Below are 26,057 nucleotides of genomic sequence, written 5' to 3'. Positions count from 1 at the left end.
GACAGGCAGAAGCGCCCGACTCAGCCGGGGTGCGTCATCGACAGCAGGTCGAGCTTCTCGTCCAGCTGCTGCTCGGTGAGTTCGCCGCGCTCGACGTATCCGAGGTCGATCACGGCGTCGCGCACCGTGATGCCCTTGGCGACGGCGTGCTTGGCGATCTTCGCGGCCGCCTCGTAGCCGATCAGCTTGTTCAGCGGGGTCACGATCGACGGGCTCATCCCGGCGAACGCGGCGGCGCGCTCGGTGTTGGCCACCAGACCGTCGACGGTCTTGTCGGCGAGCACGCGCGAGGCGTTCGCGAGCAGGCGGATCGACTCCAGCACGGCGGTGCCCATGACCGGGATCGCCACGTTCAGCTCGAAGGATCCGGACGCGCCGGCCCATGCCACGGTCGCGTCGTTGCCGATTACGCGGGCGCAGACCATCAGCACGGCCTCCGGGATGACGGGGTTGACCTTGCCGGGCATGATCGAGGATCCGGGCTGCAGATCGGGGATGTGCAGCTCGCCGAGACCGGTGTTGGGTCCAGAGCCCATCCAGCGCAGGTCGTTGTTGATCTTCGTCAGCGACACCGCGATGGTGCGCAGGGCTCCGGATGCCTCGACGAGACCGTCGCGGTTCGCCTGTGCCTCGAAATGATCCTTCGCCTCCGTGATGGGCAGTTCGGTCTCGGCGGCGAGCAGCGCGATGACCTTCTGCGGGAAGCCGAGCGGAGTGTTGATGCCGGTGCCGGTGGCGGTGCCGCCCAGCGGGACCTCGGCGACACGGGGGAGTGCGGACTGCACGCGCTCGATGCCCAGACGCACCTGGCGGGCGTAGCCGCCGAACTCCTGGCCGAGAGTCACGGGCGTCGCATCCATGAGGTGCGTGCGGCCGGACTTCACGGCGCTCTTCCACAGCTCGGCCTTCGCCTCGAGGGCGACGGCGAGGTGGTCGAGCGACGGGATGAGCGTGTCGATGAGCGCCTGGGTGACGGCGATGTGCACCGACGTCGGGAACACGTCGTTCGACGACTGCGAGGCGTTCACATGGTCGTTGGGGTGCACCGGGGAGCCGAGGATGCCGGTGGCAAGCGTCGCGAGCACCTCGTTCATGTTCATGTTCGAGGAGGTACCGGAACCCGTCTGGTACGTGTCGACGGGGAACTCGCCGTCGTGCGCACCGGAGGCGACCTGGTCTGCGGCAGCAGCGATCGCATCGGCGATGGCGCCGTCGAGAGTGCCGAGTTCCTTGTTCGCGAGCGCCGCGGCCTTCTTGATCCGGGCGAGCGCGGCGATCTGCGTGGACTCGAGGCCCTTGCCGGAGATCGGGAAGTTCTCTACCGCACGCTGGGTCTGCGCGCCGTAGAGCGCGTTCACCGGCACGCGGACCTCGCCCATCGTGTCGTGCTCGATGCGGTATTCGGTCTCGGTCACTTCGATCCCTCCTGGGTTGTGGGAGCGCCTGTGCTCCCGGTGTCGATCCCCACCGTGATGACGGGCACGGCCGTGCCCTCGGCGAGGCGGTAGTTGGCGCCGACGATGCCCAGTCGCCCCTCGGCGACGGCGTCGCTGATCAGTTCGGACGACTGCAGCAGGTTGGCGACGGTGTTGCGCAAGTGCTCGCGCCCGACGAGGTCGGCATCGATGTCGGCCGGGGCGGATCCGCCGTTCTCTGCGAGCACCTTGCGTGCCGCCGGGATGATGGGCGCGATGAGCTTCCAGATGTGCGGCGGCAGGGGTGCCGCGTCGATGGCCGTGCCGTCGATCGCCGCGCGCACGGCACCGCAGGAGTCGTGCGCGAGCACGACGATCAGCGGGACGCGCAGGACCTCGACCGCATACTCGAGACTGCCGACGATCGACTCGCCGATCACCTGACCGGCGTTGCGGACCACGAACAGGTCGCCGAGTCCGAGGTCGAAGATGATCTCCGCCGCGAGGCGCGAATCGGAGCATCCGAACAGCGTCGCGATCGGGCTCTGCCCCTCCGCGAGCTCGTGGCGCTTCTCGACGTCCTGATTCGGATGCCGCGGCTCGCCGGTGACGAATCGACGATTGCCGTCGAGCATCTCGTGCCAGGCCTCGGTCGGGGTCAGCGTGGTCATTCAGCCTCCTCGATGGCGGTGATCTGAGAGTTCAGCGACTCGGCGAGGTCGGCGGTGGATTCCGCCGAGCGCGAGCCGAACAGCAGCACGTAGTCGTCGCCCGCCTGGGTGCCCAGCGCGTAGGTGACGTTCGCCGATCCGCGGTCGCCGATGTCGTACACGTCCCACTCGCGACCATCGATGGTCGAGGCCGACGTCGGGGCGAAGCCGTCCAGCACCTGCGGCGCCCAGGATGCGTCCGCGTCGAACGCCTGGGCGATGCGGATGAAGCCGCGCTCCTCCTCATCGGCCGGAGCGATCGTGATGTTCCACACGACCGTGGCGCCGCCGTCGAGCTCGGCGACGTTCACGCGCCAGAAATCGTCCAGCTCTGGCACGAGGACGGGGCTCTGCATGGTCGATTCGACATCGGCCGCGATCGTGTCGACGTCGATCGCCTCGGCGGTCGACGGCTGCCCGCGCGGAACGGCGAACACGATGACCGCGACGACGGCGACGGTCAGAATCAGCGCAGCGATCAGATGCCGGAAGGTCTGGCTCGAGCGATACGCCGCGCTGGACGCGGCCTTGCGCGCCGCCGTCTCGTCGGCGGTCTCAGGGCGTCCGAGCTCGGCGACGATGGGCGCAGCCGTCTTGCGGCTCACGACTCGTCCTCGTCGGATGCCGCGGTGCGCGCAGCATCCAGGCGACGCTTCGCACCGAGGAGCCACTCCTCGCAGCGGGCGGCGAGCGCTTCGCCGCGTTCCCACAGGGCGAGGGACTGCTCCAGCGTCGGTGCGCCCTGCTCGAGCTCGGAGACGACCCGCACGAGCTCGTCGCGCGCGGCCTCGAACGACAGCGATTCCACAGGGGTGTCGATGGGCGCAGTCACGCGTTCCATCCTACGTCGTCACCCGACACGCGCCGATTCAGGCGCCTTCCGCGATCTCGCCCTCGGAGCGCACGGCCACCGATCCGCGGTCGACGGTGAGCGTCAGCGAGGTACCGGACGGGGCGTCCGCCGCGTCGCGCAGGATCACGCCGCCGTCGAGGTGCGCGATCGCATAGCCGCGAGCGAGCGTGGCAGCGGGGGAGAGTGCTCGCAGGGACGCACGCAGCTCGGACGTGCGCCGACCGGCGTCGTCGACGCGGCGCGTGACGATGTCGCGTCCGCGGGCTGCGAGCAGCAGCACCTCCTGGGCGCGTGCGTCGATGATGTGGTCGGGGGAGCGCAGCACAGGGCGCGACCGCAACTGGTCCAGCTGCGCGATGTCGTGCGAGACCCGCTGCGTCAGACGACTCGTCGCACGCGAGCGCAGCTGCGCGATCAGAGCGCGTTGCTCGCCGACATCCGGGACGACGCGCTTGGCGGCGTCGGTCGGAGTGGAGGCGCGCAGGTCTGCGACGTCGTCGAGCAGCGGATGGTCGTTCTCGTGCCCGATCGCGGACACCACCGGGGTGGATGCCGCAGCCACCGCTCGCACGAGCCGTTCGTCGCTGAAGCCGAGGAGCGTCTGCGGGTCGCCGCCACCACGGGCGATGATGATCACCTCGACGTCCGGGTCGGCATCCAGTTTCGCCAGAGCGGCGAGGGTGTCGGGGACGCATCGGTCGCCCTGCACCGCGGCGTATTCGGTGCGGAATCGCACGGCTGGCCAGCGCAGCTCGGCGTTGCGGTGGACGTCCTTCTCGGCATCCGATCGCTCGCCCGTGATGAGGCCGATGACGTGCGGGAGGAACGGCAGCACCTTCTTGCGGGACGCGTCGAACAATCCCTCCTGCCGAAGCTGGATCCGCAGCTTCTCGAGCCGCTCGAGCTGATCGCCGAGTCCGACGTGCTTCATCGCCGAGACCGTGAAGCTGAAGTCCCCGGCTTTGACGAAGTAGTCGGCCTTGACGGCCGCGACGACGTGGTCGCCGACCCCGAGGTCGGCGGGGATGCGCGCGCGCACGCTCGACCAGATCCGCAGCGAGATCTGCGCGTCGGAGCGCGTGTCCTTCAAACGTGCGAACACGTTGCCCGCACGCACATTCCAGGATGTGATCTCGCCCTCGACCCAGACGGTGTTCCAGCGCGCGACGAAGTCGCGGATCGTCGTGTTGAGACGGGTCACAGAGGTCGGGGCCTCGGCGGTGGAGTCCTTGGGCGCGACCGCGTCGGCCGGCGGCGCCTCGCCGGGGACGGATGCTGCCTCGAAGACGGTCATCCTGCTCCTCCTGTCGGTGGCCCGCTCACCCAGCCTCGTCCCATCCACCCACCGTAGAATCGGAGGGTGAGCCAGACAGCCGTGCACCTATCCATGCCGCGTATTCCGCGATCGCGGCGCGCCGCGCTCCAGGATAACCCGGTCGACGGACACAAGCGGGTGCTCCTTGCAGCACCGCGCGGTTATTGCGCGGGTGTCGACCGAGCCGTCGTCGCGGTCGAGAAGGCGCTCGAGCGCTACGGGGCGCCGGTGTACGTGCGCAAGCAGATCGTGCACAACATCCATGTCGTGACCGAGCTCGAGGACAAGGGCGCGATCTTCGTCGAGGAGGTCGACGAGGTCCCCGAGGGCGCGCACGTCGTGTTCAGTGCGCACGGGGTGTCCCCGGCGGTGGTGAATGCGGCATCCGATCGCGGTCTGCAGGCGATCGATGCGACGTGCCCGCTCGTCACGAAGGTGCACCGGGAAGCCGTGCGATTCGCGAGGGACGACTTCGAGATCCTGCTCATCGGCCACGACGGACACGAAGAGGTCGAGGGCACTGCAGGCGAAGCGCCGGACCACGTCACCGTCGTGAACTCCCCGGAGGAGGCGGACACGGTCGAGGTGCGCGACCCGTCGAAGGTGGTGTGGCTGTCGCAGACCACGCTCTCCGTCGACGAGACCATGGAGACGGTCAATCGGCTTCGCACCCGCTTCCCCGAACTGCAGAATCCGCCGTCCGATGACATCTGCTACGCCACGCAGAACCGTCAGGTCGCGATCAAGAAGGTCGCTGCCGAGGCGGAACTCGTCATCGTCGTCGGATCGGCGAACTCGTCCAACAGCGTTCGGCTCGTCGAGGTCGCACTGGAGTACGGAGCCAAGGCGGCGTACCGCGTCGACTACGCCGATGAGGTCAAGCAGGAGTGGCTCGACGGCGTCGCCACGGTCGGCGTCACCAGCGGCGCATCCGTGCCGGAGGTGCTGGTGCGGGAGGTGCTCGAGGCCCTGAGCGGCGCCGGCTACGCCGACGTGGAAGAAGTGCGCACGGCTGAAGAGGATCTGATGTTCTCGCTCCCCAAGGAACTCCGACAGGATGCCGCAGGCCAGCGCGATGCGCGCGCGCTCGGCGGTCGTGTCTCGGAGACCGCCTCCTAGCACTCACCTGCCCGGGGTGGTAGGGGGTGGACCAGATCGGCGCGGGTTTCCTACGATGGGAACTGCAGCGGCCGGTCTGATGGCGCTGCAGAGTGCCAGAGCGTCCCCAGCGTTCGGTGCTTTCGGCGAGAGCGTCCCCAGCGCTCACGTCAGCGGCCCCGGGGTGTCCCCACACCTCTGGGGTCGTCGCCGTTCCCGGTCGGTGATTCTGGGAAGGACGCAGAGACCGACTGGTTAGCATGGCGGGATGAGCGACCAGATGACACCCGCCCAGCGGCCTCAGTACGGCGAGTACGCCACGCCGGAGGAGCAACGTCGTCTGGCTGGGCTGCCGCCGGTGGATGCGGCCCCCGTGGCAGAGGTCCCGACCGCGCCGGCGGCGCCGACCGCACCGGAAGCACCCGCTCGGCGGGGCAACATCGACCGCATCGTCACGATCGCCCTGCTCGCCTACGGACTCGTCAACGTCGTGATGACCGCGATCTCGTACCTCGACCTGCCGGCCGTGCTGCAGCAGAGCATGCAGATCCTCGGGATCGAGGGCGAGTTCAGCAACTTCACGCAGGGGAGGCTCTGGGGCGGGATCGCCGCTGTGGTCCTCGTGATCGGTTATGCGCTCACCGTGCTGCTCGCCTTCCGCCGTCTGCGCGCGGGGAAGCGATCGTGGTGGGTGACGCTCGTCGGAGCGGTCGCGACGATGATCGTGGTCACGGTCTGCATCATGATCCCGATGCTCGCGGACCCGGTCTTCGTGCAGTACCTGCAGTCCGGCGGCGTCTGACGCCAGCCGTGATCAGGCGCGCGATCTGATGTGAGCGTCGGGGCCGGGGAAGAGGACACCCTCGTGCCCGTCGTCCCAGCGCACCAGGTACGGCGGTGCGCCATCGTCCCCGTGCACCTCGACGATGGTTCCCTCTCGCTTCGGTGTCGTATCCGTGCGCCCCTCGACGATCAGGTGATCTCCGGGCTGTGCATGCATCATCCCCACCTCATTCCGATGTCGGCCGTGCGTTGCCGCTTGTTCCACGATCCTCCGCATGGGCGGTTGCCCGCAAGCGGGTCACGGGTACTGTCGAAGACGTGCCTCACAACAGCTTCGGTGTCCAGATCTCGTACGCCTCCGTCGACCGCGGGGACGGATCCGATCCGCGCCCTTCGGCGCGCGAAGTCCTCGAACGCCTGCGCGTTCTCGCTGCCGTGCGGGACGCTTCCGCGGTATGGGGTGATCGCGAAGAGGCCGTCCTCGCGATCCCGCTGACAGACGAGGGGACCGTGCTGACGCTCACACCGGAAGACGCGATCGCGACGACGCTGACGGTCGAGACCCTGCGCGAGGCCTTCGTCGACGCGAAGCTGAATCTGTGGATCGACACCGAGGCATCCCCCGTCAGCGGTGTCGAGGGTTTCGAGGAGTTCGAAGCCGAATTCGACGAGGGCGATGACGAGGATGGCGACGAGCTCGGCGGCCCTCCCTTCGAGCTGTTCGAGCCCACGCCCGTTCGTGTAGCCGCGTTCTCGCACCGCGGCCCCGCCGTGGCGCGCATCCTCGCCGAGGCCAATCGGACCGTGGTCGAGCACGCCGAATCCGGCGTGTGGTCGCTCCAGCGGTTCCGCAGCTCCGAGCCGACCACCGGATGGGTATCGGCCAAGGCCGAGCTGCCGGTGATCGAGGTCAATCGCACGGACGACGGCGACGGCTGGATCGAGGTGACCGCGGCATCCGGAACAGTGCCGTTCTGGCCGGATGCCGAGCGCGACACGCAGCCCGTCCTCGACCTGGACGCCATCTCGGTTCCCGAGACGGCTGAGGTCTATCGACGTCTGCTGGCCGAGGGCGACGGCAGCAGGGACGAGTTGGTCGAGATCGCGGCGAGCACCCGACTGGATGTCGAGGCCGCGCACAGCGCCCTCATCGCGGAGGCGCTGGGTGGCGTCGCGGGCTCCGACGAGCGACGCCGCACCTTCCTCGCCGCCTTCGGGATCCCCGCGGATCTCATCGAACAGGCCTTTGATGACGGCGAGCAGGCCGAGCTGCGTTTCGAACCCGTCGGCTGGGCCGGCGCGGTATGGAACACCATGGTCGCCGGCGTGGGTGAGCTGGCGCCGCTGACCCGACGGGACACGTTCTTGCAGCACGCGACCGGTGCGATCCGACGCCGCCCCGTGGTCGGCCTCGCCATCGCCGCCGGTGAACTGGCGCTGGGCGTATGGGCTGCGGGGCGGCCGCGCGGCGTGGGCAGGGGGATCGGCATCCTCGCGATCATCGACGCGATCGGCGATATCGCGGTGTGGGTGACGCGACTGCGCCGTCGCTGACTCGGCTCTGGCGCAGTCGCGTCGTCCACGGGCTCACAGCACCGCCGACAGGAAGTCCTTCGTGCGCTGCTCCTGCGGGTCGGAGAACATCCGCTCGGGGGTGCCCTCCTCGACGATCTTCCCCCCGTCGAACATGAGCACTCGATTGGAGACGTCGCGCGCGAACTGCATCTCATGCGTGACGATCAGCATCGTCACGTCGGTCTCCCGGGCCACATCGCGCAGGATGTTCAGCACCTCGCCGACCACCTCGGGATCCAGCGCGCTGGTGACCTCGTCGAGCAGCAGGATCTCGGGTTCCATCGCCAGAGCGCGTGCGATCGCGACCCGCTGCTGCTGTCCGCCCGAGAGCTGTGTGGGGTGCGCGTCGGCCTTGTCCGGCAGCCCGACCTTCTCGAGCAGCGCGCGGGCGCGGGTGATCGCCTCATGCTTCGGCAGCTTCAGGACGTGGATGGGCGCCTCGATGATGTTCTCCAGCACGGTCATGTTCGGGAACAGGTTGAACTGCTGGAACACCATGCCGATGCGCTTGCGCATCTCGTTGCGGTGCTTCTCCTTCAGCGTGACGCGCTTGCCATCGCGTTCGACGTGGGTCAGCGGCTGACCGTCGATCAGGATGTATCCGGCATCCGCTTCCTCGAGCGTCATCACCAACCGCAGGATGGTGGTCTTACCCGAGCCGCTCGGGCCGATCAGCGTGACGCGATCGCCTTTGCGGACCGTGAAGTCGAGGTCCTGCAGCACGACGTGCTCGTCGAACCACTTGCCGACTTTGTCGAAGCGGATGGCGGGGACATCACCGTCGCTGAGGGTGACCGCTCCGGTGTGCGTGTCAGGACGTGTAGGCAAGACGCTTCTCCAATCGTCCGATGAGGACGGAAATCGGGTAACTGGCCACCAGGAACAGGAGGCCGGCCAGGGTGATCGCTTCGATGTAACGGAAGTGCTCTCCGCCGAACAGCTGTGCGGCGCGCACCATGTCGGTCACGGTGATGACCGCGAGGAAGGGCGTGTCCTTGAACATCGAGATGACGTAGTTGCCGAGTGCCGGCAGGGTCGAGCGCACGGCCTGGGGGATGACTACGGCGGTCCAGGTGCGTCCGCGCGACATCGACAGGGCGGTGGTGGCCTCCCACTGCCCGCGCGGCACCGCTTCGATGCCGGCGCGGTACACCTCGGCCATGAAGGTCGCGTAGTGCACGCCGAACACGATGATGCCCAGCGGCAGCGGAGGGATGCTCGTGAACGCGTAGTACACGAACAGCAGCTGCACGACGATCGGCGTCATCCGGATGAAGTTCATCGCGAACGTCACCACGGCGGCGACGGGGCGCGGGGCGACACGACGGACCATCGCGATGATCAAGCCCAGCACCGCGGCGATCGCGCTGCCGACCACGGTGACCAGCATGGTGACCGTGACGAACTTCTCGATCATGAAGGGGAGGGCTTCCCAGACGTAATCCCAGTTCCAGAGATCCGTTTCGATCACGCGGCCGCCCCCTTGGCATCCGGAACCGGCGCTGCGCCGATCGATTCGCGCAGTGGCTTGCCGCGCCCCAGACGGGTCTTCGCGCGCGCTTCGAGCGCGTTCATGATCAGCGTCAGCGCGTATGCGATGAGGAAGTAGACGATCAGGCCCAGCGTGTAGGCGAAGAACACGTCGGTGTCGACGCGCAGCTTGTTCAGCTCGGCGGTCAGATCGACGATGGTGATCAGGTAGACGACGGCGGTGCCCTTCAGGAGCTGGATCAGCAGGTTGTTCAGCGAGGGGATCATCAGCGCCCATGCCTGCGGGAAGATCACCCGCATCATGCGCTGATGACGACCGAGACTCAACGCGGTGGTGGCCTCCCACTGGCCGGCGGGGACGGAATTGATCGACCCGCGGACGACTTCAGCGCCGTAGGCGCCGTAGTTCAGTCCCAGTCCGACGATGCCGACCAGGACAGGTGGCAACTCGACGTTGAACGGCGGAAGCGGCAGCACGAAGAACAGGAAGAAAAGCTGCACCAGCAGCGAGGTCCCTCGGAACAGCTCGATCACGACGCGCGCGAATCCGCGCGGGATGATGTGGCGGGAGCGGGCCAGCAGGCCCAGGACTATGGCTACGGCGAACGCCAGCAGGGCGCCGCCCACGGTGAGCTCGAGGGTGATGAGCAACCCATCGAGCATCCGCGGCAGCGCTCGCTGGAGCGCCTCGAGATCTTCGAGCACGTGCGGTTCAGGTCAGCCCAGCTCGCCCTCGCACAGTTGTGCGGTGGTCAGATCTGCGGGCGGCAGGTTCTCAGCGGTGAAGCCGAACGGCTCGACGAGGTCGAGGTAGGACTGCTCGTCGCCGGTGATCCCGGCGAGCTCCTCGTTGTAGGCCTCCAGCAGATCGGTGTCCGCCTTGCGGAACACCGTGGCTCCGGCTCCCACCTGCTCGACACCGTCGAGTTCCTGAACGAACGCCTCCGTGGTCTCGAGATCGTCCATGTCCTCGGTCATCCAGTTCAGCGACACGGCGGTCAGCGCGAAGGCATCGGCCCGGCCGCTCTGGACGGCTTCGAGTCCGGCCGAGGCCGTGTCGACCTGGACCACATCGGTGATGCCGAGATCCGTCGCATAGCCGTCCTCGATCGCACCGGACTGCACAGCCAGCTTCACGTCGCCGGCGGCGGCGATGGAATCGAGATCGCTCAAGCCCTTCGGGTTGCCGGCCGGCACGGCCAACGTCGTCGTGTACATGATCTCGGGGTCGCTGAACGCTGCTTCGGCGCAGCGGTCCGGGAGAATCGACATACCGGCGCTGACGACATCCCAGCGTCCGGCGTTCAGGCCGGGGATCAGGTTGTCCCAGGCGACCTCTTCGACCTCGATCTCGTCGATGCCGAGGGCTTCGAAGATCTGCTTGTGCATCGCGATGGTCGCTCCGGTGGGCTCACCGGATTCGTCGACCCACGAGTACGGGCGCTCGGAGGCGACGGCGAGGGTGATGCTGCCCTCTTCCTGCGCCTTTTCGAGCGTGGTCTGGTCGGTGTCTCCGCCGCCGGCATCACCGGAGCCCGAGGAGCATCCCACCAGGGCGAGGGCGAGGGCGAAGACCCCCGTCAGTGCAAGTGCGGATCGGTTGAATGTGCGTCGCTGAGTCATCGTGTCCTCTTCCGTCTCGTAAGTTCTCTCGTCCGTGCACGGGGTCATGCCCGCCGCGTTCGATGACGGTCACTCACGATACGGAAGCTGACTTTCCAAGTACAATCAGACGCGCAGATTGTCGACAATGTGACTCAACCGTTGTCGGAGCGATCGGTTCACGTGCGCTGGTCCCGGGGAATAGCGGTCGGGCAGCGACAATGGAGGTGACGCGCGGTGCGTCGAGATCACGGAGGAGGGCTGGATGGCTCGAGAGATGCCCCGATCGGTGGGGCGGGCAGCGGTCCCGCGCGTCCCACGGATGTCGACGGTCGACCTGATCGCCATCGAATTGCGCAAGGCGATCTTCTCGGGCGCGCTCCCCGTGGGAGCGCCCCTGGGCGAGGTCGAGATCGCCACGCAGCTGGGCGTCAGCCGAAGCCCGTTTCGCGAGGGCGCGCAGCGGTTGGTGCAGGAGGGGCTCCTGATAGCCGTGCCGGGGCGGGGGATGAGCGTCGCGGTCATCGAAGGCGACCAGATCGACGACGTGTACCAGGCCCGGTTGGCGATCGAAGCACAGGCGGTGCGCCGAGTGGCAGCAGCCGGAGACGCAGGTGCACTGGAGCGACTGGAGCACGAGTTCCACGAACTGGTCGTCGCCAGCGAGGGCGAGGATGCTCGGGCGATCGGCGACGCGGACCTGGAGTTCCATCAGGTGCTGGTCGACGCGGCCGGCAGCGAGCGGCTCACCAGATTCATGGCGACGCTCGTGATGCAGACCAGAATCGTGAGCTTCAGTTCTGCGGACGGCTACAGCGTGAGGCGATCCGTCTCGCCGACGTACCGGACTCTGCTGGACGCGGTGCGGGCGGGAGATGCGCAGTCCGCGGTGACCGCGTTGGAGAAGCAGTTCGACGAGGCGGTCGCGCGGCTGCACGGGCGCGGTCCGTCGGTCGATCTGATCGAACCGGAGGAGATCGACGAGCCGACGGCGTTCGAGCCCATCTCGCCGACCGCCGAGTGACGCGAGGCCGGCTGAGGGTCACTCGATCCGGCAGCGCTGACCTCCGAGGCGTCGACACCGCAGACGAGGGATGCCCCGGCCGATCGGCCGGGGCATCCGCAGTCGTACAGGCTCAGCGAGCGGTCAGCTCTTGGACTGGCCGTAGCTGCCGAGCTGGCGCGTCGATTCGACGACGCGAGCGGCCATCGCGGACTCCGCGATCTTGCCCCACGCACGCGGGTCGTACTGCTTCTTGTTTCCGACCTCGCCGTCGACCTTCAGGACGCCGTCGTAGTTCTTGAACATGTAGTCCGCGATCGCACGCGTGTACGCATACTGCGTGTCCGTGTCGATGTTCATCTTGATGACGCCGTTCGCGACGGCGAGGGCGATCTCCTCGTCGGTCGAGCCGGAGCCGCCGTGGAAGACGAGGTCGAGCGGCTTGGCGCCCGTGTTGTACTTCGCGGCGACCTGCGCCTGGATCTCGCCGAGCAGCTCGGGTCGCAGCTTCACGCCACCGGGCTTGTAGACGCCGTGCACGTTGCCGAACGTGAGGGCGGCGATGTAGCGGCCCTGCTCGCCCAGGCCGAGTGCCTGGACGGCCTGGTCGACGTCGGCGAAGGTCGTGTAGAGGGCGTCGTTCGAACCCTCGTGCTGGACGCCGTCCTCTTCGCCGCCGACGACACCGATCTCGACCTCGAGGATCGCGTTGATGTTCTTCATGCGGGGGAGCAGATCTTTGGCGATCTCGATGTTCTCCGCGAGGGGAACTGCCGAGCCGTCCCACATGTGCGACTGGAAGATCGGGTTGCGACCGGCCTTGACCTCTTCCTCGGATGCCGAGATGAGCGGTTCGACGAAGCCGGCGAGGGCATCCTTCGGGCAGTGGTCGGTGTGCAGCGCGACCGTGATGGGGTAGTTCTTCGCGACCTCGGTCGCGAAGCGTGCGAAGGCGAGCGCGCCGGTCGCGCGGGCCTTCACGGTGTGGCCGGCGAAGTAGTCGGCACCACCCGTGGTGACCTGGATGATGCCGTCGGAGCCGGCCTCGGTCAGGCCCTGGAGGACGGAGTTGATGGTCTGCGAGCTGGAGACGTTGAACGCCGGGTACGCGAAGCCACCGGCCTTCGCGCGGTCGAGCATTTCTGCGTACTGATCCGGAGTGGCGACGGGCATGAAAACTCCTGCGATAGATGAAGCCGGGACAGCTGTCACTCTATCGCCGGACGCTCCGGATGCCGTGGCCCGTGTCCGCCGTTGAGGGGGGCGCTCTTCACTCACGTTAAGAATCGCAATTCCTTCGGCCATATTGGTGTGAAACTCATGCCGTTTGGGCCAAACGCCTGGCTAGGCTGACCGCATGGTGAGTCTGACGGCCGATCTGAGCCCGCTGCATCCCGACCGCAACCTCGCGCTGGAGCTGGTGCGCGCGACCGAGGCCGCGGCGATCCGCGCGGTACCGTTCATCGGGCGCGGTGCGAAGGAGGCCGCGGACGGCGCCGCGGTGGACGCCATGCGCGCATTCCTGGGGACCGTCGACTTCCAGGGGCGGGTGGTGATCGGCGAGGGCGAGAAGGACAACGCCCCGATGCTGTTCAACGGCGAAGTCGTCGGGACCGGCCGTGGCCCCCGGTGCGACATCGCCGTCGATCCGATCGACGGCACATCGCTCACGGCAGCCGGTCGCCAGAACGCTCTGTCGGTGATCGCGGTGTCCGACGGCGGAACGATGCTCGACGCATCGAGCGTGTTCTATATGGACAAGCTGGTCACGGGGCCCGCCGGAGTCGGCGTCGTCGACATCCGCCTGCCGATCGGCGAGAACATCCGCCGGTTGTCCAAGGCGCTCGGCAAACCGGTCGATGAGATCGTCGTGTCCGTGCTGAACAGACCGCGGCACGAGCAGCTGATCCAGGAGATCCGGGATGCCGGAGCGGGTACGCGTCTGATGAGCGACGGTGACGTCGCCGGCGGCATCAACGCCGCTCGCCACGGAGCGCGCACGGACATGTGCGTCGGCGTCGGCGGAAGCCCCGAGGGCATCGTGACCGCGTGCGCCATCAAAGCGCTCGGCGGACACATCCAGGGTCGCCTCTGGCCGCGGGATGACGAAGAGCGCCAGCGCGGCATCGATGCAGGACTCGAGATGGACAAGGTGTACGAGGCAGATGATCTCGTGCAGGGGAAGAACACGATCTTCGTCGCGACCGGCGTCACCGACGGGCAGCTCGTCGCGGGGGTGCGCCGCGAGGGCGGCTACGTCTACACGGAATCGGTCGTGCTGCGCGGAGCGTCCGGCACGCTGCGCCGCATCGCCAGCGAGCACCTCGTATCGAAGTGGTTGTGAGGGTCGGGGGCGCCGCCCGCTGACGCATCGTTATCGACCCGGTACTGCACGGCTCGCTCGTCGAGTCCGGGTTTCCCAGCAGAGCCTGGCAGAATAGGCGCGGATCTGCTGTCGCGCCTCCGAGGCGCGACCGGAGGAGGACGAGCGATGAGCACGCAGCACACGGGCGGCGAGAAGACGACGCCGAAGGTGGTCACCACCGCTACCGGACGCATCCTCCGAGTGAACCCGGATGGCACTCTGGGTTCGGCCTCGAACGATGGCCCCGCGTCGGCGCAGACCGCAGCCGCGGCCCGCACGGGCATCGCCCAGGATCCGTCTCGTCGCGCCGACGTGCTCTTCCGCGTGCGCCGTGATGAGGGACACGAACTGAGCCCGTGGTGGATGATCGGCGCCTTCGTCGTCACGTCCGGTCTCGTGATCGCCCTGCTCAGCTGGGTGCCCGGCGGCGCGTGAGCTTCGAGGGCTGATCGATTCAGCGGTCGGCCGGGGTCGCTTCATCCTCGTGCGTCTCCGTCGCTGTCAGCCGCGCACGCACGTCACCGACGTCGGCCTGCAGCGCGGCTGGAGTCGCGGGTTGCGATGCTTCGTCGCCCGGCGCGACACCTTCGATCAACTCCGGAGCCGTGAAACGGCGACCTGTGGCGACGATGGCGGCCGGAGCGGTGTCGAGCGTTCCGGCATCGATCCCCGGGAACTGGCGCGCGGTCACCAGCACGCGGCTCTCCAACGAGCCGGCGAATCGGTTGTAGCTGTCCACGGTGCGCTCGAGCGCACGGCGAAGGTCGTCCGCATGACCGGCGAGCGTTCCGAGGCGTTCGTACAACTGCATGCCGAGCGCGAGGAGAGTCCGGGCCTCGGTTGAGACCTCCTGCTGCGTCCAGGTGTAGGCCACGGTCTTGAGCACCGCCCACAGATTCACCGGAGACGCGAGGGCGACCCTCTTGCCGAACGCGTAGTCGAGCAGCGTCGGGTCCTCGTCGATGGCAGCGGCCAGCAGCGACTCGTTGGGAAGGAAGCAGATCACGAACTCCGGACTCGAATCGAGCCCCGACCAGTACGCCTTCTTGGCGAGGGCGTCGATGTGTGCGCGCACGGCCTTCACATGCTTCTGCATCAGCGCGCGGCGGGACGCTTCGTCCTTCTCACCGGCGCCGAGCGCACTGGCTTCGAGGTAGGCGTCGAGGGGCACTTTCGCGTCCACCGCGATCGAGGCGCCGCCGGCGAGACGGATCACCATGTCCGGGCGACCCTGGCCACGGTCCGAGAAGATGGTGGACTGCAGATCGAAGTCGACGTGCCGGGTGAGTCCGGCCGCTTCGACGACGCGGCGAAGTTGCGTCTCGCCCCAGACTCCCCGTGTGGCCGTGGAGCGCAGCGCACCGGCAAGCGATTCGGTCGTGGCACGCAGTGCTTCATCGGACTCCTGCGCGCGCCGCAGCTGCTCGGCCAGTGAGCCGAACTGGGCGTGCCGTTCCTGCTCCAACGTGGAGACCTTGTGCTGCATCTGCTGCAGGCTCTCGCGCACCGGGGCGAGCGCGGTCAGCACGGCGTTCTGCTGATCGACCCGAGCCGACTCGGCGATCTGCTGTGCACGAGCATGCTCCACGGCATCCCGATACAGGTCGTACTGCCGGTCGCGGTCGTCGCGTGCGGCGGCGAGCTCGGCCTCCGCTCGCGCCAGTGCCGCCGCGCCACGGGAGGAACGCGCGAACCAGCCGAGGGCGACGCCGGCCGCCAAGACGACGATCACGAGAAGAACGATCAGCAGAGCATCCATGACCTCAGTGTGCTCGGGGCCTCAGACATCGGTCGGATCCGCGCCGAGTGCGCTCGTTCTCAGGCGACCGCGCGCTCCGGAACGGCCACCGGTGGTGCCGTGACGCGCAGACTCAATGCGTCGGCCAGAGCATCCACGTCGGACGCACCGTTACGGCGCGCGGCATCGATCACGATCTGCGCGCACGCACGGGCATCCGCCAGCGCGTCGTGATGCGAGAACTCGGCGAAGCCGGCGGCGGCAGCGGCCTTGGGCAGCCGGTAGGAATCGAGCTGGTACGTCTTGCGGGCCACCTGAAGGCTGCACAGCGATCGGTACGGCGGGCATTCCAACCCCGTCGCGGCGGATGCACGCCGCAGCACGTTGAGATCGAAGCCGGCGTTGTGCGCGACGAGCACATCCGCGCCGGCGAAGTCGCACAGGCGATCGAACTGCTCCGGCCAGGTCGCGGCGTCTGCGACGTCCTCGGGGCGGATGCCGTGGATGCGGACGTTCCACTCCTGGAAGTCGTCGTATCCGGCCGGCGGACGGATCAACCAGCCCGTCATCGCGACGACCTCGCCGCCGCGCACGCGCACGAGTCCGACGGAGCACGCGGAGGCGGGGCTGGAGTTCGCGGTCTCGAAGTCGATCGCAGTGAAGTCCAGTGGCACGTTCTCACTGTCTCCCGGCATCCGGACGCGATGTCTCAGGCTCGCCGTAGGCTGACCACATGAGCGATGCACGCGCGACCTCCTTCGGTGCTCAGGCCCGCAGTTACGAGCTCGCGCGCCCCGAGTATCCGTTCGAGGCGGTGGCATGGATGCTCGAGGGGTTGCCGAGCGGCTCCCATCGGGTCGCGGACGTCGGAGCAGGCACAGGCAAGCTCACCAGGGTCCTGACGAAGGCGCCGGACGCCGAGGTCGTCGCGATCGATCCGGATGCTCAGATGCTCTCCGCGCTTCGCCAGAGCGTGCCGGGCGTTCCCACCTTCATCGGCACCGCGGAGAGTCTCCCGCTGCCGGATGCGAGTGTGGATGCCGTGGTGCTCGCGCAGGCGTGGCACTGGGTGGAGCCGATCGCTGGATCCGCTGAGGTGGGCCGGGTGCTTCGTCCCGGCGGCGTACTCGGGTTGATCTGGAACATCCGTGATGAACGCACGTCCTGGGTCCGACGGCTCACCACGATCATGCATGGCAGCGCGGCCGAGCAGATGATCTCCGGAGACGGGCCGATGGTCGGTGCGCCGTTCGGGGCCCTCGTCTCGCAGGAATGGGAGTGGACGCGTCCGATGACGCGCGCTCAGGTGCACGATCTGGCGAGTTCGCGCAGCTACGTGATCACGGCCTCGGACGATGAGAGGTCGCGGATCCGACATGAGATGGATCAGCTGTTCGACGACCTCGGGCTCCACGGCGACGACGTCATCGACGTCCCCTACGTGACTCGCGCATATCGGGCGGTGCGGCAGTGATGGAGGGCATCGACGCCGTCTTCTTCGATCTCGACGGAACGCTCGTCCACGACGGTGCGGGCGACGCGGTGCAGCACACCGCACGAGAACTGGCGCGTCGGCACGGTCTCGACGCCGAGGCGATCCTTGCCGCGAACACGGATGCCTGGCGTGACTGCTGGGCGCTGCAGGGTGAGAAGTGGATGCGCGGCGAGCTGCCGGGCGATGCTCTGCCGCGCGAGATCTGGCGGCTGACGCTGTCGCGTTTCGGCCGTGACGACGCCGCGCTGGTGGATGAGGCGGTCGTGCTGCACGTCCGCGCCGAGCACGGCACCTTCTCGCTGTTCGCGGAAACGCTCGTGGTGCTGGGGAGCCTTCGCGCCGACGGCATCCCGCTGGGACTGATCACGAACGGGCCGGCCGAGTTCCAGCGGGCCAAGCTCGTGACGGTCGGGATCGACGGGCTCTTCGACGTCGTCGTCGCCTCGGGTGACATCGGCGTGCTGAAGCCGGCCTGCGAGATCTTCGAGCGTGCACTCGACGGGCTCGGTGTCGCTCCCGATCGCGCGATGCACGTCGGCGACAATTTCGCCGCCGACGTCGTCGGGGCATCGGATGCCGGGATGACCGCGCTCTGGATCAACCGCGACGCGGCCCCAGCGCCGCGGCCTGATGTTCCGCATCGGGATATCCGCTCGCTGCACGAGGTGCTGGTCGAGCGCACGCAGGGCGCGGGCATCCCGCGCAGGTAGACTCGTACCCCGTGGCTCTCACTATCGGAATCGTCGGCCTGCCCAACGTCGGCAAGTCCACCCTCTTCAACGCCCTGACCAAGAACGACGTGCTCGCGGCGAACTACCCGTTCGCGACGATCGAGCCGAACGTGGGCGTGGTGAGCCTCCCGGATTCGCGGCTCGCCAAGCTCGCCGAGATCTTCAGCAGCGAGCGGATCCTCCCCGCGACCGTGTCGTTCGTGGACATCGCGGGCATCGTCCGCGGCGCGAGCGAGGGGGAGGGGCTGGGCAACCAGTTCCTCGCCAACATCCGCGAGGCTGACGCGATCGCGCAGGTCGTCCGCGGCTTCGCCGACGATGACGTGGTGCACGTCGACGGGGCGGTGAACCCGGCCTCCGACATGGAGACGATCAACGCCGAACTCATGCTCGCCGACCTGCAGACGCTCGAGAAGGCGATCGCCCGGTACGAGAAGGAAGTCCGTGGCCGCAAGCTCGACCCCTCGGTGCTCGAGGCCGCGAACGCGGCCAAGGACGCGCTCGAGCGCGGCATCCTGCTGTCGACGAGCGGGATCGACCTCGCGCCGATCCGCGAGCTGGGGCTGCTGACCTCGAAGCCCGTCATCTTCGTCTTCAACGTCGATGAGGCGGTACTGACGGACGATTCCCGCAAGGCGGAGCTGGCCGCACTCGTCGCGCCGGCCAAGGCCGTCTTCCTGGACGCGAAGATCGAATCCGAACTGATCGATCTCGACCCCGAGGATGCCGCCGAGCTGCTGGCTTCGACGGGTCAGGAGGAATCCGGTCTCGACCAGCTCGCGCGCATCGGCTTCGACACGCTCGGATTGCAGACGTACCTCACGGCGGGCCCGAAAGAGGCGCGCGCCTGGACGATCGGAAAGGGCTGGAAGGCTCCGCAGGCTGCGGGTGTCATTCACACCGACTTCGAGAAGGGCTTCATCAAGGCCGAGATCATCTCGTTCGATGACCTCGTCGCGACCGGGTCCGTCGTCGAAGCTCGAGCCAAGGGCAAGGCGCGCCTCGAGGGCAAGGACTACGTCATGCAGGACGGCGACGTGGTGGAGTTCAGATTCAACGTCTGACGGTCCCTTGGCGAACAGCGGTACATGAATGCTCCCCGACCGGTTGAGGCGCATTCAGTTGCGTCTTTCGAGGAAGCACTGGGCGATCATCGCTGCCACGGCGATGCTGATGGCCGGCGGGTGCGCGATGTACCTGTCCTGGGGTGCGTGGGGTGTGTTCGTGGCCTGTACTGCTCTGACGCTGGTGGGTTCGACCGCTCCGGCGCTGATGCTCCTTCCGCGGTCTGCGGTGACCAGAATGCTGATCATGCAGGTGGCGTCTTGTGCCCTGTGGTTCATGCTCATCGGATGGGGGATGGTCATGCTGCTGTACCCCGAGTACACAATCGGTTGGAGATTTCCGGGCAGAGGCGGCGGTGGCATGCGCGTGGAAGATGAAGCCGACGCATGGTGGATAGGTTGGTCCGTGCTCGGCATGGGGGTCGTCTGCGCGGCGTTGATCATCACCGTCGAGATACTCCCTCGTGTCCGCGGAACACGAGTGCTGCGCGCCGGGGGGGCCCGCGGTTCGGAGCCGATGAGTGTGTGACGATGGTGGGATGCACCAGCGCGACACGCAGTTCTTCGTGGACCTGGAATCGAAGGTCTGGGCTGCTCAGGTCAGCGGCGATGCCGATGCCGATCGTGAGTTGCTGTCAGGAGATTTCGTCGGCGTGTACCCGACTGGGTTCGCTGCAAGGGATGATCATGTCGAGCAGCTTTCCAACGGGCCGGTGATCGCGTCGTTCACCATCTCTCACGCACGACTCATCGTCGTTTCCGCGGTTTCGGTGATGCTCTCGTACCGCGCTGACTACAAGCGGCCCGGAGGCTCGCAGTCAGAGGCGATGTTCGTGAGTTCCCTGTGGGGCCGAGACGGCGGACGCTGGCAGAACACGTTCAGCCAGGACACGCCCGTGAGTTCCTGACCTTCCCGATGGCGCATGCCTTGCGTCACGATATGCGCTCCCGCCGCGACTGCCTTCTGAAAGACGGCGTCCACGTTCGGCAACCGCACGTGGAGCAGGCTCGGCATCACGGGCCATTCGGGAGAACGGTCGAAGCCAGCACGATGGTGTCGCCGATCCTCCAGTGCGAGGATGGGCGCATGCCCGAGTCTCCAGAGGTTCAGGTGCTCGTCGAGTTCCTCGACGAGCAGATCAAAGGTTGCGTCATCGCGGACGTCGACATCGCCGAGTTCCGCATCGTCAAGACGCGCGATCGAGTGCCCGCCTCGCTGGTCGGCGCCCGGATCACCGCGGTGCGGCGCTTCGGCAAGCATGTCGGTGTCGCCACGACGGCGGGTTGGCTGATGATCGGGTTGGGTCGCAACGGCTGGATCCGGTGGCATGGCGCGGAAGACCCATCCGGTGGCGACCCCGCACCGGAGGTCGCACGTGTCGTGCTCGAGGGGGAAGCGATGATGCGGCTCGTCGATTCGGGCGACTTCCTCGCCGTCACTGCGTCAGTGGTCGATGCGCCGACCGGCGTCGCGGGCGTCGCCGCCCTCGGACCGGATCCGCTCTCTTCGGATTTCTTGCGCGAGGACTTCGAGCGGGCGCTCGGCTCGAGGCGGAAACAGATCAAGGCGCTGCTTCAGGAGCAGACCTCGCTTGCCGGAATCGGCAACGCCTATTCGGACGAGATTCTCCACAGGGCGCGGTTGCCGCACGCGGTTCACGCGGCAGACCTCGACGCTGATGCGAGAGACCGGCTGTTCCACGCAACCGTCGACATCCTGAAAAGGGCGGTCGCGGACCGTCGGGGCCTGCCGCCCGACCGTCTGAAACAGGCGAAGGTCGAGGCGACGGTCGTGCATGGACGCGGCGGCCAGGCGTGTCCGGTATGCGGCACCGTCATCATCGATCAGGTGTTCGCCGGAGCATCAGCGCAATCGTGCCCGCACTGCCAGCCGGAACTCGCCGACGGCTGAACTCGCGCTCGCCAGGAGGGCGCGCGCTGATAGGTTGACGAAATGTCCACTGCCGTCGACCGGCGCACGGCTGAGACCCTGACCCCGGAGACCGTATGGCCGCCCACCTGATCGTGGTCTCGGGGCTGCCCGGCGTCGGGAAGACCAGCGTCGCCGCGATCGTGGCTGCTCGAATCGGCGCGGTGCATCTGTCGATCGATGCGGTCGAGGAGGCGATGCTCGCATCGGGTGTGCCCGCAGGGTGGACCGTGGGGGTCGCCGCATACGAGTCTGTGCGTGCCGTGGCCGAATTGAACCTGCGGTCGGGGAATGATGTCGTGATCGACGCCGCACCGGGAACCGTCGAAGAAGTCGCAGACGAGCTGGTGTCGCGCATCGGAACGCCATGATGCACCCTCGCACCGGCACGACCACCGGATCAGCCTTCATCGGGTCGATCGACATCGTCGCGCATGAAGAGCTCACCTTCGAAGACCGCTCGCAGTTGAAGCGGCTGTTCGACGCCGAGTACTTCGACGAGTTTGGCGAGTGGGACCCCGGTCAGCCCTACGGCTACGCTCCTCACGATGTCCACGTGGTCGCGCGATCGGACGATGCCGTCGACGGACACGTCGGTTGGGCGCGCCGCACCATCGGCGTCGCGGATGCCGAGGTCGCGATCGCAGGCGTCGGGGGAGTGCTGATCTCTGCGCGGGCACGGGGCAGGAGGCTGGGCGAGCGGCTGATGGCACATGCCATGAGATCGATGCGCGACGCGGGCGGTATCGACTTCGGCTACCTGGGGTGCCGCGAAGAAGTGGTGCCGTTCTACGAATCGTGCGGGTGGCGTCGGATCCGGACGGCGGAACGTTCGATCGGGCGGGACGGGATGCCGGTCGAGGACGAGCCCGGACAGCCGCTTCTCGTGCTTCCGATCGAGCGGGAATTCGGAACATGGCCCGTCGGCACCGTCGATCTGCGCGGACGTGCGTGGTGACGGCCATGCAGGAGCCGGTCGTCGGCGTACCCTGTGACTGACAAGGAGGAGCGCCATGACGTCCGATGCTCAGCATCCGGGACACATCCCTGCCCCGGGCGAACCATCGATCCCCCAGCTCGAGGAAGACGAGACGATCGCCCCGCGCCCCGAGGAGGAGATCGCCGACGTCCTGCGGGCCGAGCCCGATGTCGCCGATCACGGCACAGGTCGCGGGTGACGTCGGCCATCGAGATCCGGCGCGGCGACGTCTCGCTCGGGATGACGGACCTGGGCGGGGACGGACCCCCGCTGGTCCTGTTGCATGGTCTCGCCGGCAGCTCCAGGGAGCTGCTGCCCACGGCCGACGCCCTCGCCGACTCTTTCCGGGTCCTTCTGGTGGACCAGCGCGGACACGGACGCAGTACCAGGCGGCCGAGCGATCTGTCTCGCGAGGCGTACGTCGCAGATGTGGTCCACGTGCTCGAATCGCTCGTTCCGGAACAACCTTGTGTCCTCGTCGGTCAGTCGATGGGTGCCCACACCGCCTTTCTCGTTGCGGCGTCCCGTCCGGATCTGGTCGATCGGCTGGTGATGCTCGAAGGGCACGTCGCCGGCGAGGCGGGTCCGGAATCCGCTGCTGGCCTCGGCCGATTCTTCGCCTCATGGCCGTCGACCTTCCGTGACGCGTCCCACGCGCGCGAGTTCCTCGGTGGTGACGCGATCGTGGACGCCTGGGTCGACGACCTTGAAGCCACTCCGGATGGTCTGCGTCCGCGTTTCGACGCCGATGTCATGGAGCGCACGATCAGGGCAGTGCATGCTCCGAGGTGGCACGAGTGGGAACAGCTGGAGGTGCCGACGCTGGCCGTGTTCGCTCGCAGAGGGATGTTCACTCCCGCAGTCAAGGACGAGTTGCTGACGCGCCGCCCCGCCACGCGGCGCATCGACCTGCAGGGTGGCAGCCACGACGCGCACCTCGACGCATTCGACGAATGGGTCGGTGTGCTGCGGGCATGGCTGCTCGAGGACGTTGCGTGAGCGCGGCGAGGAACGAGGGCGCTCGCCCGGATCTCCGCATCTGCTTCTTCGGCGATTCCTTCGTCGCCGGCGTCGGCGATTCCAGCGGGCTGGGCTGGGTCGGTCGCGTCACAGCCGCAGCGCGGGAGCGCGGACACCGCATCACGTCCTACAACCTGGGCGTGCGGCGGGAGACATCCGTTCAGATCGCCGCGCGCATCGCCACCGAGGCTCCGCCCCGGCTGGCGGATGCCGAGGATGCTCGGCTGGTCGTCTCCTTCGGCGTGAACGACGCCACGGAGCGAGACGGCGTCGAACGCGCGGCGGTCGACGACGGCATCCGGGCAGTTCGGACGGCGACCGAATTCATCGGCGCCGATCGGCTCCTGGTCGTGGGTCCACCGGCGACCGCCGACCAGGCGCAGAACGAGCGGATCCGGGCCCGCGACCGTGCGATGCGCACGCATGCCGACCGTTTGGGCGTTCGATTCGTATCGACCTTCCCGGCGACGTCACGCGATACCACCTGGCAGCATCAGGTCGTGGTCGGCGACGGCTACCACCCGGATGCCGAGGGCTACCGCCTGCTCGCATCGGTGATCCAACCCGTCTTCCTCGACTGGCTGCACTGAGATGACCGGGGTGTTGCGCGCACCCGAGTCTCCGGGGCCGCTCCGGTAACATTGTCAGTCCGTGCCGCGCCCGCATGGTCGATGACGCTCATGACGGCCGAATGAGAGGACTGACCACGTGAGCGAGAGCAGCATCTTCGACCCGAACGGTCGCGCCGTCCCCTACGTCGACGAGGGCGAAGGGCCTGTCGCCCTCGTGCTGGTCCCCGAGACGCGCACCGACAACGAGGTGCTCGGAATCGTCGCGCACTACCTCGCAGAAGAGGCCGGATTCCGCGTGCTGCGCATCGGACATCGACCAGTTGACGCAGCGCTCGCCGATCGCGCAGACGACGTCATCGCGGTGATGGATCACGTCGGCCTCGCTGATGCCTGGATCGGCGGACACGGCTTCGGCGGCACCATCGCGCGCACGGTGGTCGCCGAGCACCCCGACCGCTCGAACGGCCTGCTGCTGCTCGGAGTCGAGGAGGCCGAGATCGCCCTCGCCCCCGTTTTGCCGGTCCTGATCGTGCAGGCCACGGGCGACGAGGTCACCCCGACCGAGAACGCCGAGCGGCTGCACGCGACCGCCCCCGAGCGGTCGAGCATCAAGACCGTCGAGGGAGCCGATCATCTGTTCCCGGTGACGCACCCCGTCGAGACCGCCGTCATCATCGAGGAGTACCTCGACTGGGACTGACCTGACCGTTCACAGCGTCCGCGGTCCCGCTCCGTTCAGGAGGGTGTCGACGATGCGGGCCGCCAGCGTGTCGACGTCGAGTTCGGCATCCTCCGACGGGGATTGCAGGGTCGCGGCCAGCAGGGCGTAGTACACCCGACGGGCCCACCGCAGATCGGCGTCCTCGGCGATCAGCCCGGCATCCTGCGCGCGCCCGAGGACCACGAGGCAGTGCTGCGCGATGTCTTTGTGAAGCCGTGACGCGGTGCTGCCCGCCTCCGCAGGCACACCCAGCGCGAATGTCCACGCTCCCTTCACCTCGAGCACGTTGGCCGTGATCCGATGCAGCGCCACGAGCGGCGGTGCCGTGTCAGGGCGCCCCTCGTCGACGGCGCTGGCAAGCCGCTCAGCGGCCGACAGTGCAAGAGCATCGAGCAGCGCCTGGCGGTTGGCGAACCGTCGATGGATCGTGGTGCGCGCGACCCCGGCGGCACCGGCGATCTGCTCCATCGAGGCATTCGGCTCGGTCGAGAGCACGTGCTCGGCCGCCTCGAGAATCGCTTGGACGCTGCGTTCGGCGTCCGCCCGCAGCGGTCGTCGTGCGGAGATCGTCATGACGAAAACACTACACCTTAGACGTGTTTCCTGTTATAACTGCAACATGCATGTTGCAAATAGCGAAAGTCGTGCAGGACTGTGAGACCGACCACGATGCCAGCGGTGGGCGCGGCTGCGGCCATGCTGCTCGTCGGCACGTCAGCCGCCGTGTCCGCCACCATCGCGGAGTATCCCGTGCTGCTCGGACAGGCGCTGCGTTACGCGCTCGCCGCGGTCATCCTCCTGTTGATCGTTCGCCGGATGCGCCTGCCACGGGTACGGCTCACAAGGCGCGACCTGCTCCTTCTCATCGCGCTGTCCGGCACCGGCCTGGTCGCCTTCAACGTCTTCCTCGTCGAGGCCACCCGGCATGCGAGTCCGGCCATGATCGGCAGCGTGGTCGGGGCTGTGCCCATCGTCCTCGCGATCTCCGGCCCGATCCTGCAAGGGCGGGGACTCTCCGGCGCGGCTCGTCGGATCGGCAGCGGTCGTGACCGCCGGCGTCATCGTCGCCGCGGGGTTCGGGGGTGGGAGCGTCCCTGGCATCCTGCTTTCGATCGCGGCACTGCTCAGCGAGGCCGCGTTCTCCCTGCTCGCCGTGCCGCTGCTGCCGAAGCTCGGCGCACTGCGGGTCGCGGCGTATCCTGCAGCGCTGTCCGTCGTGCCGTTGTTCGTCGTGGGCGTCCTCCTCGACGGGCCGTCGTCGCTGCGCCTGCCCACGCCGCCGGAAGCACTCGCATTCGCGTACCTCGGTGCGATCGTCACGGCGCTGGCGTTCCTGCTCTGGTACCACGCGCTGCATCGCCTCGGTGCTGATCGCGCGGGCCTCTTCGCAGGGCTCGTTCCGATCGGCGCGTTGCTGACCACGGCACTGCTCGGTGTCGGCGAGATCCATCCGTCGCATATCATCGGGACCCTGCTGGTCGCGATCGGCGTCGTCGTCGGCATGCGCAGTCCACGCACCGTCGCGCCGATCGAATCCGGCATGGATGATCGGGCGGTGCAGCCGGCATCCGACGAGCATGGATGACGAAAGGAGGAC

At 67.7% G+C, this 26,057-nt stretch carries 34 protein-coding genes; 19 read left to right on the top strand and 15 right to left on the bottom strand.

The window, feature by feature from the left end; all coding sequences use genetic code 11:
* Positions 1-20: 20 nt before the first annotated feature.
* From ACFCYE_RS14525 to xseA, 5 genes are read right to left on the bottom strand one after another with little or no spacing between them, the layout of a single operon-like run.
* Positions 21-1,415, bottom strand: a complete 1,395-nt coding sequence (locus tag ACFCYE_RS14525) for a class II fumarate hydratase (RefSeq protein WP_376179802.1) — start codon at positions 1,413-1,415, stop codon at positions 21-23.
* A complete protein-coding gene (locus tag ACFCYE_RS14520) occupies positions 1,412-2,086 on the bottom strand; it encodes a carbonic anhydrase (RefSeq protein ID WP_376179800.1) in 675 nt (224 codons plus the stop codon). The genes ACFCYE_RS14525 and ACFCYE_RS14520 overlap by 4 nt, the downstream gene beginning before the upstream one ends.
* Positions 2,083-2,730, bottom strand: coding sequence for a DUF4245 family protein (locus tag ACFCYE_RS14515; RefSeq protein WP_376179798.1), 648 nt, complete (start codon positions 2,728-2,730; stop codon positions 2,083-2,085). The genes ACFCYE_RS14520 and ACFCYE_RS14515 overlap by 4 nt, the downstream gene beginning before the upstream one ends.
* The gene (locus tag ACFCYE_RS14510) at positions 2,727-2,957 is read right to left on the bottom strand and encodes an exodeoxyribonuclease VII small subunit (RefSeq protein WP_376179796.1); all 231 of its coding nucleotides are present in this window, start codon (positions 2,955-2,957) and stop codon (positions 2,727-2,729) included. The genes ACFCYE_RS14515 and ACFCYE_RS14510 overlap by 4 nt, the downstream gene beginning before the upstream one ends.
* 37 nt (positions 2,958-2,994) lie before the next feature.
* Entirely contained in the window at positions 2,995-4,272 is a 1,278-nt protein-coding gene (xseA, locus tag ACFCYE_RS14505; protein ID WP_376179794.1) for an exodeoxyribonuclease VII large subunit, read from the bottom strand.
* 93 nt (positions 4,273-4,365) lie between these two features.
* On the opposite strand from xseA, the gene ACFCYE_RS14500 reads away from it, so the two are divergent.
* Both ACFCYE_RS14500 and ACFCYE_RS14495 read left to right on the top strand, forming a co-directional pair.
* Positions 4,366-5,412: a 4-hydroxy-3-methylbut-2-enyl diphosphate reductase gene (locus ACFCYE_RS14500; protein WP_376180159.1), complete on the top strand. Its 1,047-nt coding sequence runs from the start codon at positions 4,366-4,368 to the stop codon at positions 5,410-5,412.
* A gap of 247 nt (positions 5,413-5,659) precedes the next feature.
* The gene (locus ACFCYE_RS14495; RefSeq protein ID WP_376179792.1) at positions 5,660-6,193 is read left to right on the top strand and encodes a DUF6264 family protein; all 534 of its coding nucleotides are present in this window, start codon (positions 5,660-5,662) and stop codon (positions 6,191-6,193) included.
* Between the two features lie 12 nt (positions 6,194-6,205).
* On the opposite strand, the gene ACFCYE_RS14490 is transcribed toward ACFCYE_RS14495, so the two are convergent.
* Positions 6,206-6,394: a DUF1918 domain-containing protein gene (locus ACFCYE_RS14490; protein ID WP_376179790.1), complete on the bottom strand. Its 189-nt coding sequence runs from the start codon at positions 6,392-6,394 to the stop codon at positions 6,206-6,208.
* Positions 6,395-6,492: 98 nt separating this feature from the next.
* Here ACFCYE_RS14490 and ACFCYE_RS14485 point away from each other — a divergent pair, with 98 nt between their 5' ends.
* Positions 6,493-7,728: a hypothetical protein gene (locus ACFCYE_RS14485; protein ID WP_376179788.1), complete on the top strand. Its 1,236-nt coding sequence runs from the start codon at positions 6,493-6,495 to the stop codon at positions 7,726-7,728.
* Positions 7,729-7,761: 33 nt separating this feature from the next.
* On the opposite strand, the gene ehuA is transcribed toward ACFCYE_RS14485, so the two are convergent.
* Genes ehuA through ACFCYE_RS14465 form a run of 4 tightly spaced genes read right to left on the bottom strand, consistent with a single transcriptional unit; the run spans position 7,762 to position 10,863 of the window.
* Positions 7,762-8,577: an ectoine/hydroxyectoine ABC transporter ATP-binding protein EhuA gene (gene ehuA, locus ACFCYE_RS14480; protein ID WP_376179786.1), complete on the bottom strand. Its 816-nt coding sequence runs from the start codon at positions 8,575-8,577 to the stop codon at positions 7,762-7,764.
* Positions 8,561-9,166, bottom strand: coding sequence for an ectoine/hydroxyectoine ABC transporter permease subunit EhuD (gene ehuD / locus ACFCYE_RS14475; protein ID WP_376180157.1), 606 nt, complete (start codon positions 9,164-9,166; stop codon positions 8,561-8,563). Before ehuD ends, ehuA begins: the two co-directional genes overlap by 17 nt.
* 50 nt (positions 9,167-9,216) lie before the next feature.
* Positions 9,217-9,945 carry an ectoine/hydroxyectoine ABC transporter permease subunit EhuC gene (gene ehuC, locus ACFCYE_RS14470; protein WP_376179784.1) on the bottom strand — a complete coding sequence of 243 codons (729 nt, stop codon included), beginning with the start codon at positions 9,943-9,945 and terminating at the stop codon, positions 9,217-9,219.
* Between the two features lie 12 nt (positions 9,946-9,957).
* Entirely contained in the window at positions 9,958-10,863 is a 906-nt protein-coding gene (locus tag ACFCYE_RS14465) for a transporter substrate-binding domain-containing protein (RefSeq protein ID WP_376179782.1), read from the bottom strand.
* A gap of 244 nt (positions 10,864-11,107) precedes the next feature.
* Here ACFCYE_RS14465 and ACFCYE_RS14460 point away from each other — a divergent pair, with 244 nt between their 5' ends.
* Complete coding sequence (locus ACFCYE_RS14460; protein ID WP_376179780.1) at positions 11,108-11,866, top strand: GntR family transcriptional regulator; 759 nt, start codon at positions 11,108-11,110, stop codon at positions 11,864-11,866.
* 123 nt (positions 11,867-11,989) lie between these two features.
* Here the strand turns inward: ACFCYE_RS14460 and fbaA are convergent, their stop codons facing one another.
* On the bottom strand, positions 11,990-13,018 hold the full coding sequence (gene fbaA, locus ACFCYE_RS14455; protein ID WP_376179778.1) for a class II fructose-bisphosphate aldolase: 1,029 nt from the start codon (positions 13,016-13,018) through the stop codon (positions 11,990-11,992).
* A gap of 184 nt (positions 13,019-13,202) precedes the next feature.
* Here fbaA and glpX point away from each other — a divergent pair, with 184 nt between their 5' ends.
* The gene (gene glpX / locus ACFCYE_RS14450) at positions 13,203-14,189 is read left to right on the top strand and encodes a class II fructose-bisphosphatase (protein ID WP_376179777.1); all 987 of its coding nucleotides are present in this window, start codon (positions 13,203-13,205) and stop codon (positions 14,187-14,189) included.
* 147 nt (positions 14,190-14,336) lie between these two features.
* The gene (locus ACFCYE_RS14445; RefSeq protein ID WP_376179776.1) at positions 14,337-14,645 is read left to right on the top strand and encodes a hypothetical protein; all 309 of its coding nucleotides are present in this window, start codon (positions 14,337-14,339) and stop codon (positions 14,643-14,645) included.
* Between the two features lie 19 nt (positions 14,646-14,664).
* On the opposite strand, the gene ACFCYE_RS14440 is transcribed toward ACFCYE_RS14445, so the two are convergent.
* Complete coding sequence (locus tag ACFCYE_RS14440) at positions 14,665-15,969, bottom strand: DNA recombination protein RmuC (protein ID WP_376179774.1); 1,305 nt, start codon at positions 15,967-15,969, stop codon at positions 14,665-14,667.
* A gap of 59 nt (positions 15,970-16,028) precedes the next feature.
* The gene (locus ACFCYE_RS14435) at positions 16,029-16,622 is read right to left on the bottom strand and encodes a 3'-5' exonuclease (protein WP_376179772.1); all 594 of its coding nucleotides are present in this window, start codon (positions 16,620-16,622) and stop codon (positions 16,029-16,031) included.
* A gap of 59 nt (positions 16,623-16,681) precedes the next feature.
* Here ACFCYE_RS14435 and ACFCYE_RS14430 point away from each other — a divergent pair, with 59 nt between their 5' ends.
* The 12 genes from ACFCYE_RS14430 (at position 16,682) to ACFCYE_RS14375 (ending at position 24,439) form a co-directional block, all read left to right on the top strand.
* The gene (locus ACFCYE_RS14430) at positions 16,682-17,422 is read left to right on the top strand and encodes a class I SAM-dependent methyltransferase (RefSeq protein WP_376179771.1); all 741 of its coding nucleotides are present in this window, start codon (positions 16,682-16,684) and stop codon (positions 17,420-17,422) included.
* A complete protein-coding gene (locus ACFCYE_RS14425) occupies positions 17,422-18,153 on the top strand; it encodes an HAD family hydrolase (protein ID WP_376180155.1) in 732 nt (243 codons plus the stop codon). Before ACFCYE_RS14430 ends, ACFCYE_RS14425 begins: the two co-directional genes overlap by 1 nt.
* Positions 18,154-18,164: 11 nt before the next feature.
* On the top strand, positions 18,165-19,238 hold the full coding sequence (ychF, locus tag ACFCYE_RS14420; RefSeq protein ID WP_376179770.1) for a redox-regulated ATPase YchF: 1,074 nt from the start codon (positions 18,165-18,167) through the stop codon (positions 19,236-19,238).
* Between the two features lie 28 nt (positions 19,239-19,266).
* Positions 19,267-19,767 (top strand): hypothetical protein, encoded by a 501-nt coding sequence (locus tag ACFCYE_RS14415; protein WP_376179769.1) that lies wholly within the window; start codon positions 19,267-19,269, stop codon positions 19,765-19,767.
* A gap of 10 nt (positions 19,768-19,777) precedes the next feature.
* Positions 19,778-20,146, top strand: a complete 369-nt coding sequence (locus ACFCYE_RS14410) for a DUF4440 domain-containing protein (protein WP_376179768.1) — start codon at positions 19,778-19,780, stop codon at positions 20,144-20,146.
* Between the two features lie 179 nt (positions 20,147-20,325).
* The gene (locus ACFCYE_RS14405) at positions 20,326-21,150 is read left to right on the top strand and encodes a DNA-formamidopyrimidine glycosylase family protein (RefSeq protein WP_376179767.1); all 825 of its coding nucleotides are present in this window, start codon (positions 20,326-20,328) and stop codon (positions 21,148-21,150) included.
* A gap of 95 nt (positions 21,151-21,245) precedes the next feature.
* The gene (locus ACFCYE_RS14400) at positions 21,246-21,539 is read left to right on the top strand and encodes an AAA family ATPase (protein WP_376179765.1); all 294 of its coding nucleotides are present in this window, start codon (positions 21,246-21,248) and stop codon (positions 21,537-21,539) included.
* Entirely contained in the window at positions 21,536-22,126 is a 591-nt protein-coding gene (locus ACFCYE_RS14395; protein WP_376179763.1) for a GNAT family N-acetyltransferase, read from the top strand. The genes ACFCYE_RS14400 and ACFCYE_RS14395 overlap by 4 nt, the downstream gene beginning before the upstream one ends.
* Positions 22,127-22,181: 55 nt before the next feature.
* On the top strand, positions 22,182-22,346 hold the full coding sequence (locus ACFCYE_RS14390; RefSeq protein WP_376179762.1) for a hypothetical protein: 165 nt from the start codon (positions 22,182-22,184) through the stop codon (positions 22,344-22,346).
* On the top strand, positions 22,343-23,146 hold the full coding sequence (locus ACFCYE_RS14385; RefSeq protein WP_376179760.1) for an alpha/beta fold hydrolase: 804 nt from the start codon (positions 22,343-22,345) through the stop codon (positions 23,144-23,146). Before ACFCYE_RS14390 ends, ACFCYE_RS14385 begins: the two co-directional genes overlap by 4 nt.
* Positions 23,143-23,757: a GDSL-type esterase/lipase family protein gene (locus ACFCYE_RS14380; protein ID WP_376179758.1), complete on the top strand. Its 615-nt coding sequence runs from the start codon at positions 23,143-23,145 to the stop codon at positions 23,755-23,757. Before ACFCYE_RS14385 ends, ACFCYE_RS14380 begins: the two co-directional genes overlap by 4 nt.
* A 118-nt stretch (positions 23,758-23,875) precedes the next feature.
* The gene (locus ACFCYE_RS14375) at positions 23,876-24,439 is read left to right on the top strand and encodes an alpha/beta fold hydrolase (protein WP_376179756.1); all 564 of its coding nucleotides are present in this window, start codon (positions 23,876-23,878) and stop codon (positions 24,437-24,439) included.
* 9 nt (positions 24,440-24,448) lie between these two features.
* Here ACFCYE_RS14375 and ACFCYE_RS14370 read toward each other — a convergent pair whose 3' ends face one another.
* Together ACFCYE_RS14370 and ACFCYE_RS14365 are read right to left on the bottom strand one after the other, a co-directional pair.
* Positions 24,449-25,033, bottom strand: a complete 585-nt coding sequence (locus tag ACFCYE_RS14370; protein WP_376179754.1) for a TetR/AcrR family transcriptional regulator — start codon at positions 25,031-25,033, stop codon at positions 24,449-24,451.
* Between the two features lie 141 nt (positions 25,034-25,174).
* Positions 25,175-25,387: a hypothetical protein gene (locus tag ACFCYE_RS14365; protein WP_376179753.1), complete on the bottom strand. Its 213-nt coding sequence runs from the start codon at positions 25,385-25,387 to the stop codon at positions 25,175-25,177.
* Between the two features lie 118 nt (positions 25,388-25,505).
* Here ACFCYE_RS14365 and ACFCYE_RS14360 point away from each other — a divergent pair, with 118 nt between their 5' ends.
* A complete protein-coding gene (locus ACFCYE_RS14360; protein ID WP_376179751.1) occupies positions 25,506-26,045 on the top strand; it encodes an EamA family transporter in 540 nt (179 codons plus the stop codon).
* The last annotated feature ends 12 nt before the right edge of the window (positions 26,046-26,057 follow it).

Source organism: Microbacterium sp. NPDC056234 (genome assembly GCF_042267585.1).
Classification (GTDB): Bacteria; Actinomycetota; Actinomycetes; order Actinomycetales; family Microbacteriaceae; genus Microbacterium.
The sequence above is the reverse complement of the archived record's forward strand: the minus strand, read 5'-3'. Positions and strand labels throughout refer to the sequence as shown.

Excerpts from the sequence above, each read along its gene's own strand:
- ehuD (WP_376180157.1), bottom strand. The coding sequence starts at position 9,166 with ATGATCGAGAAGTTCGTCACGGTCACCATGCTGGTCACCGTGGTCGGC.
- fbaA (WP_376179778.1), bottom strand. The coding sequence starts at position 13,018 with ATGCCCGTCGCCACTCCGGATCAGTACGCAGAAATGCTCGACCGCGCG.
- ACFCYE_RS14460 (WP_376179780.1), top strand. The coding sequence starts at position 11,108 with ATGGCTCGAGAGATGCCCCGATCGGTGGGGCGGGCAGCGGTCCCGCGC.
- ACFCYE_RS14445 (WP_376179776.1), top strand. The coding sequence starts at position 14,337 with ATGAGCACGCAGCACACGGGCGGCGAGAAGACGACGCCGAAGGTGGTC.
- ACFCYE_RS14490 (WP_376179790.1), bottom strand. The coding sequence starts at position 6,394 with ATGATGCATGCACAGCCCGGAGATCACCTGATCGTCGAGGGGCGCACG.
- ACFCYE_RS14395 (WP_376179763.1), top strand. The coding sequence starts at position 21,536 with ATGATGCACCCTCGCACCGGCACGACCACCGGATCAGCCTTCATCGGG.
- ACFCYE_RS14425 (WP_376180155.1), top strand. The coding sequence starts at position 17,422 with ATGGAGGGCATCGACGCCGTCTTCTTCGATCTCGACGGAACGCTCGTC.
- ACFCYE_RS14410 (WP_376179768.1), top strand. The coding sequence starts at position 19,778 with ATGCACCAGCGCGACACGCAGTTCTTCGTGGACCTGGAATCGAAGGTC.
- ACFCYE_RS14390 (WP_376179762.1), top strand. The coding sequence starts at position 22,182 with ATGACGTCCGATGCTCAGCATCCGGGACACATCCCTGCCCCGGGCGAA.
- ACFCYE_RS14415 (WP_376179769.1), top strand. The coding sequence starts at position 19,267 with ATGCTCCCCGACCGGTTGAGGCGCATTCAGTTGCGTCTTTCGAGGAAG.
- ACFCYE_RS14405 (WP_376179767.1), top strand. The coding sequence starts at position 20,326 with ATGCCCGAGTCTCCAGAGGTTCAGGTGCTCGTCGAGTTCCTCGACGAG.
- ACFCYE_RS14500 (WP_376180159.1), top strand. The coding sequence starts at position 4,366 with ATGCCGCGTATTCCGCGATCGCGGCGCGCCGCGCTCCAGGATAACCCG.
- ACFCYE_RS14520 (WP_376179800.1), bottom strand. The coding sequence starts at position 2,086 with ATGACCACGCTGACCCCGACCGAGGCCTGGCACGAGATGCTCGACGGC.
- ACFCYE_RS14370 (WP_376179754.1), bottom strand. The coding sequence starts at position 25,033 with ATGACGATCTCCGCACGACGACCGCTGCGGGCGGACGCCGAACGCAGC.
- ACFCYE_RS14495 (WP_376179792.1), top strand. The coding sequence starts at position 5,660 with ATGAGCGACCAGATGACACCCGCCCAGCGGCCTCAGTACGGCGAGTAC.
- ACFCYE_RS14365 (WP_376179753.1), bottom strand. The coding sequence starts at position 25,387 with ATGCCGGGTGGCCTCGACGAGGAAGACGTTGAAGGCGACCAGGCCGGT.
- ACFCYE_RS14430 (WP_376179771.1), top strand. The coding sequence starts at position 16,682 with ATGAGCGATGCACGCGCGACCTCCTTCGGTGCTCAGGCCCGCAGTTAC.
- ACFCYE_RS14465 (WP_376179782.1), bottom strand. The coding sequence starts at position 10,863 with ATGACTCAGCGACGCACATTCAACCGATCCGCACTTGCACTGACGGGG.
- glpX (WP_376179777.1), top strand. The coding sequence starts at position 13,203 with ATGGTGAGTCTGACGGCCGATCTGAGCCCGCTGCATCCCGACCGCAAC.
- xseA (WP_376179794.1), bottom strand. The coding sequence starts at position 4,272 with ATGACCGTCTTCGAGGCAGCATCCGTCCCCGGCGAGGCGCCGCCGGCC.
- ACFCYE_RS14440 (WP_376179774.1), bottom strand. The coding sequence starts at position 15,969 with ATGGATGCTCTGCTGATCGTTCTTCTCGTGATCGTCGTCTTGGCGGCC.
- ACFCYE_RS14400 (WP_376179765.1), top strand. The coding sequence starts at position 21,246 with ATGGCCGCCCACCTGATCGTGGTCTCGGGGCTGCCCGGCGTCGGGAAG.